The following is a 13,037-nucleotide window of genomic DNA, read 5'->3' on the forward strand; positions in this document are numbered from 1 at the left end:
TTTCCCTGCAAAGAAACAATAATCCTTGTTTTTGTGCGTATATCTTTGTCTACAGTTTTAACAATCAATCTCGTATCCATTATGAAAAAAATCTTTTTTACCGTTGCGATTGCCTTGGTTTCCCTGTGCAGCATGAATGCCCAAGAATACAAGGTAATTACCAGTGTAGAATCCATTGTACCCAATGGTTTGGGTAGATCTAGGATCATCAACGCATTGGAAGACAAGGATTATAGGGAGTACACCAGTGTACAGACCGAAGAAGACAATACCCGAAACAAATCAGACCGAGGCGATATCCGGGTAAAGAATTTTGAGGAAACCAAATTGCTGAACTTCTACAACTTGGGAGGAATCCGCTTTCAGAACATTGCCGCCAATGATGCCGTGATCACTTCCATGATCAACGATATGATTGCCAATGGCTGGGAACTTGCCTTTGTGGTAAGTGGCGTGGAAAGTGAAGGAGGAAAAGGTGATGGTCAAGGTATCTTCATTACCCGTTACATCTTCAGGAAATAATACCAGGACATATTCTGTTCAAAGAAAAAGGCCCAACAAATGTTGGGCCTTTTTTCATAATCACTTTTTCCTTACCTAAGAATTGATGATCTTCTCTTGGTGGTTGATGGATTCTTGGTGAATGGCCTTGAACATTTTCAAGACAAATTCCTCGCTCAATCCACGTTGCTCCCCTTCCAAGATCATGTTGCCCAAAATGGCATTCCATCGATTACTTTGAAGTACGGCTACGTTTTTCTGCTTTTTCAAGGCACCAATACCATCGGAAACTTTCATACGCTTGCCCAAAAGGTCTACCAATTGGTTGTCCAAGATATCAATCTGGGCCCTTAGATTGCTCAAGTTGTTGTTGTACTCCGCTTCCTCGTCGGTCTCCTTTCTGATACGTAAATCTTTCATGATCTGTATCAAGGTTTTTGGTGTCACCTGTTGAGCGGCATCACTCCAAGCATTGTCCGGATCGTAATGGGTCTCTATGATCAAACCGTCAAAATTCAAATCCAAGGCAGTTTGCGACACATCAAAAATCATATCCCTGTTACCAGTGATGTGGCTAGGATCATTGATGATGGGCAAATCAGGAAACTTGGTCTGAAGTTCAATGGCCAACTGCCATTCCGGAATGTTTCTGTACTTGGTTTTTTCGTAGGTTGAAAATCCGCGATGGATCACTCCCAAATTTTTAATATCGGCCGAATACAAACGCTCTACAGCTCCCAACCAAAGGGAAAGGTCAGGGTTTACTGGGTTCTTGACCAAAACGATTTTATCCGTGCCCTTAAGGGCATCCGCAATTTCCTGTACAATGAAAGGGCTTACCGTAGATCGCGCACCGATCCACAGTAGGTCAATATCATGTTCCAAAGCCAAATCAACATGGGCTTTGTTGGCCACTTCGGTAGCGGTTTTTAAACCGGTTTCCTCCTTTACTTTTTGCAACCACTTCAATCCAATGGCCCCAACCCCTTCAAAATTCCCGGGACGGGTTCTTGGTTTCCAAATACCGGAACGAAAGTAATTTACATCCGTATCCTTAAGTTCATGCGCAATCTTCAGCACCTGTTCTTCGGTTTCGGCACTGCAGGGACCTGCAATCACCAATGGATGCGATAGGTTCATGTCATCCAACCATTTCCTCATTTGCTTACTGTTTTCCATACTATGTTCTGTTTTTTGTGAGTGGAATTCCTTTTAATATCTGTTTTATCTTATTTGTATTGCTCATCTCCGTATGCACCTTTCCATACTCTTGGTCCAAAAGGAGTTGTTTAAAATTTTCAAGGTTTTGGATGTACTCCTCCAAAGTTTCTACCACGTTGTCCCTGTTCTGTTCAAAAATGGGGGTCCACATGTCAGGGGAACTTTTGGCCAAACGCACCGTGCTCTCAAAACCACTTCCCGCCATGTCAAAAATATCACGCTCGTTCTTTTCTTTCTCAATTACAGTCTTTCCCAACATAAATGAGCTGATATGTGACAAATGCGATACGTAGGCAATATGCTTGTCATGGGCCTCTGGATTCATGTACCGAATACGCATTTGCATCTTTTGAAAAATGTCCAATGCCTTTTCCTGAAGCTTGAAGGCCGTTTTCTCAACCTCACATATAATATTGGTCTTTCCTTCGTATAAACCGTTTATGGCCGCGGAAGGTCCCGAAAATTCCGTTCCCGCAATGGGGTGGCATGCCATATAATTTCTCCGCTTGGGATGTTCCGCAACCGATTCACAGATCAACCGCTTGGTAGAACCCGCATCCATGACCACCGTCTCGTCCCCCACGGCATCCAAGATCTTGGGCAATTCGTGTACCAAGGCGTTCACAGGAATGCTCACATAGACCACATCGGCAGAAACCAAAACCCCATAATCCCCTTTTTCATCAATAAGGTTCAGTTCCAAGGCCTCATCCAAATGAGAGCTGTTTTTATCAATCCCAATAATATGGGCCTCTGGAAACAATTGCTTCACATCTTTGGCAAAAGAACCTCCGATCAACCCTATTCCTATGACGACTACGTTCATTTCTTAAAATCTTTCTATGGCTTCTTTTATTTTTTCCTCTTTCACACAAAGTGAAAAACGGATATATCCCTCTCCATTGCTCCCAAATATGGTACCTGGAGCTATAAAGATGTTTTTGTCATACAACACTTCATCCACAAATGCTTCCGAAGATGGAGCGCCTTCCGGTAGTTTGCACCACACGAACATACCCACTGCGTCTTCGCTATACTCACAACCCAATTTATCTGCCAGTTGGAACATGAGCTTTCGTCTTTTGGTATATACCTTGTCCAATTCCGCGAACCATTCCGGACCACTCTGCAATGCCGCTATGGCTCCTTTTTGAATACCATAGAACATACCGGAGTCCATATTGCTCTTTACTTTGAGCACCGCATTGATGTTCTCCGGACTTCCCAACACCATTCCTACACGCCATCCGGCCATGTTGAATGTTTTGCTCAAACTGTTCAGTTCCAAGGTGCAATCCAAGGCCCCTTCTATGGATAAAATGCTGGTAGGGTTACTGGACAATACAAAACTGTACGGATTGTCATTGACCAATAAAATATCGTTCGCCTTGGCAAACTCAATCAAGGACTTCAACTGCTCCATGGTGGCCGTAGCCCCGGTGGGCATATGTGGATAACTCACCCACATTAGCTTTACTTTGGACAAATCTTCTTTGGAAAGTGCCTCTAGGTCTGGAAACCAACCATTCTCTTCGGAAAGATCATAGGTTCTTGGAACGGCTTCCACCAATCGGGTCACCGAACCATAGGTAGGGTATCCCGGATTGGGCAACAATACCTCATCGCCCACATTCAAGAATGCCATACTGATGTGCATGATTCCTTCCTTGGATCCCATTAAAGGCAATACTCCATTGGCCGAATCTATACTCACCCCAAATTTTTGCTGATAGAACGCAGCAATGGCAGCCCTGAGTTCCGGCAAGCCCTGATAACTTTGGTATTGGTGTGCCCCAGCGTCTGTTATGGAATCCCTTAAGGTGGTCAGCACCTCAGGGGATGGAGCCAAATCTGGACTTCCAATACCCATGTTTATGATAGGCTTCCCTTGGGCCATAAGTTCCCGTACCTCCCTTAATTTTCTTGAGAAGTAGTATTCTTGTACACTATTCAGTCTATTTGCCGTGATCATACCAACAATGCATTTTTATATTCGCCCAAAATCCTAAAGTCCTCGGACATGATATCCAACAACGACTTTGCCTTGGCAAAGTGCCCATACTTCTCAAAAGTGACATCCACAAAAAAAGCGTACTTCCATGGGGTCTCTATCACGGGTAGGGATTGAATCTTGGTAAGGTTTAAGTTGCAATCGCTCATGACATTCAACACTGTGGCCAAACTGCCTCGCTTGTGATCGGTTATGAACCGCAGCGAAGCCTTATTGATTTCCTCCTTGGGCAACACTTTGTTTTTCTTTTTCAGGATGATAAAACGGGTAGCGTTATTTTTTATCGTCTGGATTTCAGAAGCAATAATGTCCAAATCATAAAGGTCTGCCGCCATTTTTGGCGCAATGGCAGCAATATGGGTCAATTGGTTTTCCTTGATCCGTTTTGCGGTTTCCGCCGTATCCACACTTTCCACCAGTTTTATTTGGGGGTATTCCTTAAAAAACTCCTTACACTGCAATAAAGCCATGGGATGCGAGTGTACTTCCTTGATATCTTCCATGGAACCACCTTTGAGCACCATAAGATTATGATGTATGCTCAGATAGTGTTCTCCAATAATGTGCATATTATTGTGGTATACCAAATTATAATTCGGTATGATGGACCCCGCTATGGAGTTCTCTATGGCCATAACCCCTTTGTCCGCGGTACCATCCTTTAAATGATCTATTACGGCATCAAAGGAAAGACACTCCAACAATTCAATGTCGTCCCCAAAAAAATCCTTAGCCACCTGATGATGGTTGGATCCCTTAATTCCCTGAATGGCTACTTTTAAACCCATGGCAAAAAAAAAGCCCCGATTTTATCGGGACTTTATCATGTTAATATACTTTAAGCGTATCTACAATAGTCCCGTTCCTCCCTGAAAAAAGAAGTAAAAATAAAAACGGTTCCAGAAATACGTTGTTGTCATTTGTGATAAATATGGGGCTAATATAGGCATTCAAACCAAAACCAACAGCAAAGCTTCATTTTTTTTCGATTTTTTTTGAAATATGATTTTTTGTTGCATTTCGATTTAAAAAAAGCTTCATTTTTTGACAAATTCTATTTTTTTCGGTTTGGGCGGTTTGCACAAAACTGGCTTCAAAAAAAGTGGACTACCTCTTATGGAAACGTCTAAAAATGTATTTTTGAGGCTTAAATAGCGTAGCATGTCCATCACTGTTCAGAACATTTCCAAAAGCTTTGGCCCACAAAAAGCCTTGAACAATGTGTCCTTCTCCATTAAAAAAGGTGAGATTGTAGGGTTCTTGGGACCAAACGGTGCGGGAAAATCCACTATGATGCGCATCTTGACCACCTATTATAAACCGGACAGCGGAGACGCCGAAGTAAACGGTTTTGATGTACTGAAATCTGAAACCGATGTACAAAAAAGTATAGGATACCTTCCCGAGCACAACCCACTCTATCTGGAAATGTATGTAAAGGAGTACCTATCTTTTAATGCCGATGTATACCAAGTATCCAAGAATACGATACAGGAAGTTATTGAACAAACAGGATTGACCCCTGAGGCCCACAAGAAAATTGGTCAGCTTTCCAAAGGGTACCGCCAGCGTGTGGGATTGGCCGCTGCATTATTGCACAACCCAGAAGTATTGATCTTGGACGAACCTACCACCGGTTTGGATCCCAATCAATTGATAGAGATTCGAAAACTGATCCGGGAAATTGGAAAGGAAAAAACCATTCTCCTGTCTACCCATATCATGAAAGAGGTGGAAGCAGTCTGTGATCGGGTCATCATTATCAACAAAGGGGAACTTGTTGCGGATAAGAAATTGGAGGAACTTCGCGAATCTGAAGAACAGATCATTGAGGTAGAGTTCGATTTTCGTGTGGAGGAACAGCTCCTCAATCGCCTGCCCCATGTTTCCAAAGTACGCAATGTGGGAGGCTTTGTCTATGAAATCAGCTTCGGCACTTCAACCGATATGCGCCCTGCGGTGTTCGATTTTGCCCACGACAACCAGCTCAAAACATTGCAACTTAGCCGAAAGAATAAAAATCTGGAAAGTCTGTTCACGGAATTGACCCGCTAATCGTTGGATTGATCCAGGACCCCGTCCCTTTTTCGTTGTTCAAAAATGGTGATGAACATACGAACACTGATGTTTCTGGCCCGCTGCTTGGCCTTCTCCGCATTGGGACCAATAAAATACGTATCCAAAGTAGCGATCCAATGGCGTAGCCATATCCCAAAGTGATAATCCGTAATGGTATATCCTTTATCCTTGTCCAACTCAGCATGCACCTGCAAGGGATTTCCCCTGTATTTTTGAACGAAGAATAGGTTGGTCTCCCAAAAATCGGTCAGCTTCTCCATATGTTCGGGCCAATCCGTAATGGTCGTATTAAAAAAATACCCTATCTCGGCATCGGCGCGAACCTTCTCATAGAAACGGTGCACCAATGTTGAAACATCCTCCCTGTTTTCAATATCCTTTCTTTCCATGGTCAAGATTCTGGTTTTCCCTCAAATTCATTGCAATCCAACCGGATGTCGGTGTGACGCAACTTTCGCTCCAATAAGCGACAGTAATGACCTGTACCATCTTTGGTATAAAATGTACAGGCAAAACAAGTACGCTGGACGGTTAAAATACCCTGTTGATTCAATTGATAAATGAGATTGCCCAAGGTTTTGAACAAGGCTTCCTTCTCTCCAGCGGCCACATGCTTCAATTGCGAAGCCAATGGATGGGCAAAATCCTCAGTTTCCGCAACCACATTTTTTCCCTGGTCCGACAAGAAAATGGAATAACTACGGCTATCCGAAGAAGAAGTATCCTTTATGATCAACCCTTTTTTCTCCAGAACCTTAATGGCATCACTAATGGTGGGTTTGGTCACATTGAATTCCTTGGCCAAAAAACTAACATTTGTATAGGCCGATTTATGATACGCAACAAAAATTAGGATTTGGATCTGAATGGGACTCAATCCCAATTGCTTCGCCTTTTCCCAGAGCAATACCTTAAAAGCTTGGGAAACCCGTTCCAAACCAACAATAATTTTGCTGGAGAGGTCTTGTTGCTGATGCTCGGGATCGAAAACACTTTTTTTCATAAGAAACCATGCCTGCCGAAAACAACCGACAGGCAAAGTTAGCATTCCTAATTAAATGTAGTATGGGTTTTAATTAAATCTCATCAAAAAGAAAAATAAGGATTCCTAACTACATAAAATTCAGTTATGCTTTTACATCCTCCAAAGAAGCTCCATAGTTGATATGAAGCACATGACCGTTGGAAGTTACCAAGGCAGGAACTGACTTCACACCAAAATCCTCCGCAGCGGATATTTGCTCCTTCTTTTCGCCCAAATGGACAATTTCAAGGTTTTCAATTCCCACTAAATCAATTAGTTCACTTTCTGCCCCTACACAAACTGGACAACCTGCATGATAAAAAATTGGTTTTTGCATTGTACTTTATTTAGGTTAACGCATTATTGCAATACAAATATAGTTAGGATTCCTTATTAAATAATTTTTTACCACACTTTTTTGTTTTTATCCCAATACTAATGGATGGCCTTACACGCAAACCACGCTCCTTGAAATTAGCTTCCCAATCAAAATATGGTACTTTTGCGGTTGGAAACAAAAGCAACCTCATGAAGAAGAATCGTTCCCAACTGGAACTTACGAAAGAAGAAATGACCTCCTATGGCTATCAGATTATCGATGCCATAGTGGAGCACCACGATACCCAAAAACAAAAACTACCTGTGGCTCTTGGGTCCCGGGAAGAAATGGACTCCCTTTTTTTGGAAGAAGCACCCGAAATGGGAACCGAACCCACCCAAGTGCTCAATTTTGTACTGGAAAAGGTCATGACGAAGAGCACGCTCATGTCGCACCCCAAATCGTATTCCTTTGTTCCCGGTCCCAGCAATTATATCAGTGCCATGGCCGACACCCTTGCTACGGGATACAACATTTTCTCTGGGGGATGGGCAGCCTCACCGGCCGCAGCGGAGTTGGAAATCGTTACCATTCAATGGTTGCTGAAGATATTTGGATTCCCGAAGAAAAAAGGAGGTGGTATTTTCACCAGTGGGGGCTCCATGGCCAATCTAACGGCCCTGACCACTGCCCGAAGAATCAAATGTGGGGATGATTTTTCCAAAGCCATCATTTATCTCTCGGACCAGGCCCACTCCTCCAACATCAAGGCCATTCGCGTATTGGGGTTCAAAAAGGAACAGATCCGTATTATTCCCACGGACAGTGAGTTTAAATTTTCGGTCAACAAACTGAAGAACTGTATTGCCAAGGACCGATTGGAAGGTCTCATGCCCTTCTGCCTGATCGCCACTTCGGGAACTACCAACACAGGTACTGTGGATCCCCTTTCCGAACTGGCCAATATCTGCAAAAAAGAAGACATTTGGTTTCATATTGATGGCGCATATGGCGCAGCAGCCATTTTATCAAAAACAGGGAAATCATTGATGAAGGGCATCGAAAAAGCGGATTCTCTCACCGTAGATCCACACAAATGGTTCTATCAACCCTATGAAATGGGCTGTTTATTGGTCCGCAACCACAAATACCTGAGTCACACCTTTACCGAAAAACCGGAGTACCTTAGGGATATTGAAGGGAACACTTCCGAGATCAACTTTTATGATCACGGCATCCAGCTGACCCGAAGGTTTAGGGCGCTAAAATTTTATATGTCCCTTAAAACCTTTGGTCTTCAAGAATTTCGGAATGCCATCACCTATAATATTGACCTTGCCGAGGCCACCGAAGGCATTTTACGCAAGAGCAAACGTTGGGAAGTGGTTTTCCCGGCCACTTTGGCGGTCATTAATTTTAGGTACAACCCTATTTCCAAAAATTATACGGACAAGGAATTGGACAGCATCAACCAATACATTTCTGAAAAAGTGGTTTCTTCCAGAAAGGCTTTGCTGGTCACCACCATACTCCACGGGCAGGTGGTCTTGCGGATGTGTTTGATCAACCCTAGAACCAATTTGGATGATGTGAAGGAAACCTTGGAACTCTGCGGAGGCTTTGCCGCCGAAATAGAGGAAAAATTGACAAAGAGATAGTGTCTCAGTTGATTCGATCCAGGTTTTCATCCACATCCTTGTTTTTGAATGTATTGGATGCAGTTCCCCCAAAGCTATATTTTAGGGCCACTGCCATTTCCCGCCCGTCCGCGTAATAGGTTCCATTGGCTTCCACTCCATTGATGGAATAGCTTTCATCATAGTTCATGGCTTTGGTAATGTCGTTGAATCTCAGGGCACATTGGAGCTTTTTAAATAAAGTAGTGGTCACAGAGGCGTTCAACACGATCATTTCATTTCTTTCAATAATCCCTTCTTTCCGTTGGGTCAAAGCATACCCTCCTATGGAAACAACGGTATCTTTCGCTACCCTCAACTGTTGATTCGTATAGACATACAGATAAGGGTTGGCCTTGGTGAACACGGCAGATGAATCCTTGATCTTGTTATAGGTCATACTTACCGAATTTGTGGAAGACCAAATTTTATGGGAAAAAGGCACTGTAAATCCAACATAATAACCCGATTCTTCATCCAGATTGTTCTCAGCCAGCAGGGCAACCGTGTCGTTTTCCTGGTACCCGATCATAAAATATCTGGGGTTCTTATTCGTGTAGATACCTCCAAAAATAGATGTGTTCCCAATCTGAAAGTTAGTGGAAATTTCATTGGTGAGCGTAGGAACCAAATCCACATTGTTCCCGGCTTCCAAAAAGGGGTTTATGAACACCCTCACCGAACTGGTTTGGGAAAAATTGGGTCGATTGATGTTTCTGGAGTAGTTCAACGAAAGGGTTTTGGTGCTGTCTATGGCAACATTTAAACCCATTTTGGGAAAAATCCGGGTATTTTCACGTTCAACCAAAGGTTGCAAATCCTTTTCAAGCTGGCCTTCAACCTGATTATACTCCATTCTTACTCCTAGGTTGACCTTGAACTTCTCCCCAAAACTTGAAGCGGCGTTTGCATAAAGGGCATAGAGACTTTCTTTATAATCGTAGCTGGCAACGTCCACATTGACCGGTTCATATTGCGTAATCTGACTGAACGCATCCGCCTTCGCCTCATTCCAACTTGCACCGAAATCCAGCTGCAAATTTTCGGAAATGACCTGCTCAAAATCCATGCGGGCCGCCAAGGATTCAATTTGATAATCTTGGTTTCTGGTTTGATCCAGCACCAAGCCTTCATTGTTGTAGTTGTTTGCAATATCCGTTTGCAGTTTTTGATCAAAAGACGAATATTGGATTCCGGTAAAAAGGTTCAAATTTTCACTAAGTCTTTTGTTGAAATTGAAGTTGGCACTGAAATAATCCCTCCGGTTATCGTTCTCCGTTTCAGAGGTGATTTCATTCGTCTCTCCCCCATTTTGAAGAAAAGTGCTGGTTTCAAAACCTGCATCATCGGTTTGACGGCGAAAAATGGTATTCAAAGAAATATAGTCATTGGTATTGATGGGATAGTAGAATCCCAATCCACTGTTCATTTGCATCCGCTTGTTATCTGGGATGAGTACCAAATAATCGGAACGGATATTCTCCGCAGGAATGGCAAACGCAAAGGTATTGCTCTCCCATTGGCCAATGGTATTGTAATTAAGGTTTCCCCGAAGGTTCCATTTCCCATTGGAATGGTTTCCGTTGGTGCTGATATAGTTGTTGGTGTTTTGCCTGAAGGAAAGTGTTTCACCCAATGTTACTGTGGTGCCTTTGTCATTATTTTTCCTTAGCTGAATCAAAATCACCGCCCTCCCCTCAGCTTCATACTTTGGTGAAGGATTGTTTATGAGTTCAATACTTTCAATGGAGTCCACCGAGAAAGCAGCAAACTCCCCAAAGCTGATTCTTTGGTTTCCCAGATAGATCAAAGGTGTTCCTTTGACCAATACCGAAATGGATTCCCTGTCTGTGGAAACCTGAACATTGGGAAGCTTCATCAATACCTCCAACGGATCCGCCATAGTAGAAAAAACAGGGTTCTGGACATCGATCTTAAAATTTCCGTTTTTGTTGGTTATGGGGTTCTTTGTGGCCACCACTTCAACATTTTCCAAGTCGGTGGTCTCTTCCTCCAGTTGAATTACCACTTCCAACGAATCATGGAGCACATACCTTTTGGAGAATGTGGCATAGCCCAACGTGGAGATTTCCAATATATATTCGCCTTTGGGCACCTCCTTGAACACAAAACCCCCTTGGACCAAGGTAGTATAAGACACCAACTCCTTACTTTCGGGAACCAAGAGCAATACATCCCCTATATCGACCTGGACCTTGTTCCCATCAAAAACCTTTCCCTTTAGGGAAAGCTGTTCTTGGCCTTGTACGATTTGCACCCCAAGAAGCACTAACCAAATTGCATGTTTCAATATCATTTGTTTTTGAGACAAAAAAAGCTTGCAAAAGATTTGATGTAAAGAAAATAGGGTATGGATTAGGTGCTAGTACCCGTACTATTTTTTAGAAGTTCTTGTCTTCCGGCCACATTGAGCTTGCCATAAATACTGGTAATATGACTTTTAACGGTACTCAAGCTTATGAACAGTTCGTTGGCAATTTCTTTGTTGCTCTTGCCCTGCACAATGAGGCCATGCACCAAGGTCTCCTGCTTGCTCAATTGGGGAGTGCCCCCTTTTTTCCGTTTCGAGTACTGGTACCACATAGTCAAGCCTAGAAAAAGAACCAGTAAAGCAAGGCCCATATTCAGCCTTTTGCTCCACTGCAATTCCCGTCCAAGGGCATCCTGGTCAAGATAGGCCAGTTTCTCTTCAAGGAAACGGTATTCCATTGGTTCTATATCACTTTCCTTAAAATCAGTTAGCAGCGAGGTATAGTATGTCTTGTTTTCTGCAATATCCCTATCCAAGAGATTCTTTTGGTCCAGAACCTTGATGGCGACCAGTTTTACTTTTAAAATATTCAATGAATCCCGGGCATATCCTGTCAACTGACTTTCCTGTTCTTTGGCAGATAAGGTGGAAGCTTCCAACTGGTCCTCAAAATACTTGAACTTTTTCCATTCTTGGGCGCTTAAACCATCAGAAAGGCTATCTTTTTCAACCTCAAGCTGTTCCAAGGAAAACGTTGCCTCCTTGGCATAGGTGAATGAAATAGCCAAAAGCAAAAAAGCTACGGTAAACAGGCATGTAAATTTGAAGACCCTTTTCATTTGGAATAAATTTCAGCAAAAATCATAAGCTTCGCAAATCCAATATGGCGGTAATAGCAGCATCCAAGGTCTGCTGCATCTTTGGATCCGTACAATTGATCAACACGGAAACTACCACTTTCTCATTAGGATATACAAAAAAATTGGTGTAGGCCCCAACACTGCTTCCCACATGACCCACAAAGGGTCTACCTTGGGTGTCTTGGCTCACTTGGAAGCCCAAACCATAGTAGGTGGATCTTCCATTGAATTCTTGTGCGGTCAAGAGTGCGTCATAGGTTTCTTTTTGGAGCAGTTTTTGATCTAGAATGGCTTGTCCCAATCGAGCTACATCCTCGCTGGTAGATAAATAACCTCCTCCAGCCAACTTGTAGAAATTATCTACCTCAACTGCCTTTTTAAAACACAAAGCTGTCCTGGTATACCATTGGGCCGAAGTATCAGTGTCGCCTGTTTTTGGAGGGAATGTATGCAGCATCCCCAGCGGATGTAGTACCTTTTGTTCCACATAGTCCTCAAAGGGCATACCGCAAGCCTCTTGCATGGCCAAAGAGAGCAATACAAAATCAAAACTATTGTACAGATACCCCTTTCCCGGCTCAAAGACCAAGGGGTCATCTTGGAACACACTAATACTATCCTTAATACCAAAAGGCTGGTTCAAAGCATATTCCTTTCCGCGATAGCCTCGAATACCTGCCGTATGACTTGCCAGTTGACGCAAGGTGAAGTTGTGCTTTTTTCTTGGAAAATAAGACACATGGGTATAAAACGAATCGTCCAAATTCAGAATTCCCTCTTCCATCATCTTGCCCAAGGCCAATCCGGTAATGCATTTGGAAATACTGGCAATCCGAAACAAAGTGTTCTTGGGATCCACTGGGATATTTTCTTCCACACAGGCATAACCATATCCCTTTTGGAGTATGGGATTACCGTTTTCAAGAATGGCAACAGCCATACCGGGGATTTGACCTTCCACAGCCAAGTTGTGAAAGAGTGCATCGGCCCTTTCCAGGCCTTGAAGCCCCTCAAGGGATTTGACCTTGGGGCCCGAAGAAAATAGTTTTTTTAAATACGTGAACACCGACTTCA

Annotated in this window: 13 protein-coding genes; 3 read left to right on the forward strand and 10 right to left on the reverse strand. The window is 43.1% G+C overall.

The genetic code is table 11. The features are described 5' to 3' along the window. Positions 1-81 precede the first annotated feature (81 nt). A complete protein-coding gene (locus DN53_RS12805; RefSeq protein WP_129654689.1) occupies positions 82-522 on the forward strand; it encodes a hypothetical protein in 441 nt (146 codons plus the stop codon). A 75-nt stretch (positions 523-597) separates the two neighbouring features. On the opposite strand, the gene DN53_RS12810 is transcribed toward DN53_RS12805, so the two are convergent. The 4 genes from DN53_RS12810 to DN53_RS12825 are packed head-to-tail and all read right to left on the reverse strand — an operon-like array spanning position 598 to position 4,521. Next, positions 598-1,680: a bifunctional 3-deoxy-7-phosphoheptulonate synthase/chorismate mutase type II gene (locus tag DN53_RS12810; RefSeq protein WP_129654692.1), complete on the reverse strand. Its 1,083-nt coding sequence runs from the start codon at positions 1,678-1,680 to the stop codon at positions 598-600. Between the two features lies 1 nt (position 1,681). Then, positions 1,682-2,548: a prephenate dehydrogenase gene (locus tag DN53_RS12815; RefSeq protein WP_129654695.1), complete on the reverse strand. Its 867-nt coding sequence runs from the start codon at positions 2,546-2,548 to the stop codon at positions 1,682-1,684. A 3-nt stretch (positions 2,549-2,551) separates the two neighbouring features. Further along, complete coding sequence (locus tag DN53_RS12820) at positions 2,552-3,694, reverse strand: pyridoxal phosphate-dependent aminotransferase (RefSeq protein ID WP_129654698.1); 1,143 nt, start codon at positions 3,692-3,694, stop codon at positions 2,552-2,554. Beyond that, positions 3,691-4,521 carry a prephenate dehydratase gene (locus tag DN53_RS12825; protein ID WP_129654700.1) on the reverse strand — a complete coding sequence of 277 codons (831 nt, stop codon included), beginning with the start codon at positions 4,519-4,521 and terminating at the stop codon, positions 3,691-3,693. The genes DN53_RS12820 and DN53_RS12825 overlap by 4 nt, the downstream gene beginning before the upstream one ends. Positions 4,522-4,894: 373 nt before the next feature. Here DN53_RS12825 and gldA point away from each other — a divergent pair, with 373 nt between their 5' ends. Then, on the forward strand, positions 4,895-5,788 hold the full coding sequence (gldA, locus tag DN53_RS12830) for a gliding motility-associated ABC transporter ATP-binding subunit GldA (protein ID WP_129654702.1): 894 nt from the start codon (positions 4,895-4,897) through the stop codon (positions 5,786-5,788). Here the strand turns inward: gldA and DN53_RS12835 are convergent. The 3 genes from DN53_RS12835 to DN53_RS12845 all read right to left on the reverse strand — a co-directional run bounded on the left by DN53_RS12835 (position 5,785) and on the right by DN53_RS12845 (position 7,173). Further along, entirely contained in the window at positions 5,785-6,201 is a 417-nt protein-coding gene (locus DN53_RS12835; protein WP_129654705.1) for a group III truncated hemoglobin, read from the reverse strand. The genes gldA and DN53_RS12835 overlap by 4 nt on opposite strands. A gap of 2 nt (positions 6,202-6,203) precedes the next feature. Further along, complete coding sequence (locus DN53_RS12840) at positions 6,204-6,815, reverse strand: MarR family winged helix-turn-helix transcriptional regulator (RefSeq protein WP_129654708.1); 612 nt, start codon at positions 6,813-6,815, stop codon at positions 6,204-6,206. 124 nt (positions 6,816-6,939) lie between these two features. Continuing rightward, positions 6,940-7,173 carry a thioredoxin family protein gene (locus DN53_RS12845; protein ID WP_129654711.1) on the reverse strand — a complete coding sequence of 78 codons (234 nt, stop codon included), beginning with the start codon at positions 7,171-7,173 and terminating at the stop codon, positions 6,940-6,942. A 191-nt stretch (positions 7,174-7,364) separates the two neighbouring features. On the opposite strand from DN53_RS12845, the gene DN53_RS12850 reads away from it, so the two are divergent. Further along, positions 7,365-8,813 (forward strand): pyridoxal phosphate-dependent decarboxylase family protein, encoded by a 1,449-nt coding sequence (locus DN53_RS12850; RefSeq protein ID WP_129654713.1) that lies wholly within the window; start codon positions 7,365-7,367, stop codon positions 8,811-8,813. 4 nt (positions 8,814-8,817) lie between these two features. On the opposite strand, the gene DN53_RS12855 is transcribed toward DN53_RS12850, so the two are convergent. The 3 genes from DN53_RS12855 to DN53_RS12865 all read right to left on the reverse strand — a co-directional run bounded on the left by DN53_RS12855 (position 8,818) and on the right by DN53_RS12865 (position 13,029). Continuing rightward, a complete protein-coding gene (locus DN53_RS12855) occupies positions 8,818-11,142 on the reverse strand; it encodes an outer membrane beta-barrel family protein (RefSeq protein ID WP_165357425.1) in 2,325 nt (774 codons plus the stop codon). Between the two features lie 65 nt (positions 11,143-11,207). Then, the gene (locus DN53_RS18190) at positions 11,208-11,942 is read right to left on the reverse strand and encodes a helix-turn-helix transcriptional regulator (RefSeq protein ID WP_313790142.1); all 735 of its coding nucleotides are present in this window, start codon (positions 11,940-11,942) and stop codon (positions 11,208-11,210) included. A 22-nt stretch (positions 11,943-11,964) separates the two neighbouring features. Beyond that, entirely contained in the window at positions 11,965-13,029 is a 1,065-nt protein-coding gene (locus DN53_RS12865; RefSeq protein WP_242502143.1) for a serine hydrolase domain-containing protein, read from the reverse strand. Positions 13,030-13,037: the final 8 nt, after the last annotated feature.

It is taken from the genome of Flagellimonas olearia (assembly GCF_004150225.1).
Classification (GTDB): Bacteria; Bacteroidota; Bacteroidia; order Flavobacteriales; family Flavobacteriaceae; genus Flagellimonas; species Flagellimonas olearia.

Bases quoted from the DNA above. Each gene is read 5' to 3' on its own strand.
- DN53_RS12805 (WP_129654689.1), top strand. From the start codon at position 82: ATGAAAAAAATCTTTTTTACCGTTGCGATTGCCTTGGTTTCCCTGTGC.
- DN53_RS12810 (WP_129654692.1), bottom strand. From the start codon at position 1,680: ATGGAAAACAGTAAGCAAATGAGGAAATGGTTGGATGACATGAACCTA.
- DN53_RS12815 (WP_129654695.1), bottom strand. From the start codon at position 2,548: ATGAACGTAGTCGTCATAGGAATAGGGTTGATCGGAGGTTCTTTTGCC.
- DN53_RS12820 (WP_129654698.1), bottom strand. From the start codon at position 3,694: ATGATCACGGCAAATAGACTGAATAGTGTACAAGAATACTACTTCTCA.
- DN53_RS12825 (WP_129654700.1), bottom strand. From the start codon at position 4,521: ATGGGTTTAAAAGTAGCCATTCAGGGAATTAAGGGATCCAACCATCAT.
- gldA (WP_129654702.1), top strand. From the start codon at position 4,895: ATGTCCATCACTGTTCAGAACATTTCCAAAAGCTTTGGCCCACAAAAA.
- DN53_RS12835 (WP_129654705.1), bottom strand. From the start codon at position 6,201: ATGGAAAGAAAGGATATTGAAAACAGGGAGGATGTTTCAACATTGGTG.
- DN53_RS12840 (WP_129654708.1), bottom strand. From the start codon at position 6,815: ATGAAAAAAAGTGTTTTCGATCCCGAGCATCAGCAACAAGACCTCTCC.
- DN53_RS12845 (WP_129654711.1), bottom strand. From the start codon at position 7,173: ATGCAAAAACCAATTTTTTATCATGCAGGTTGTCCAGTTTGTGTAGGG.
- DN53_RS12850 (WP_129654713.1), top strand. From the start codon at position 7,365: ATGAAGAAGAATCGTTCCCAACTGGAACTTACGAAAGAAGAAATGACC.
- DN53_RS18190 (WP_313790142.1), bottom strand. From the start codon at position 11,942: ATGAAAAGGGTCTTCAAATTTACATGCCTGTTTACCGTAGCTTTTTTG.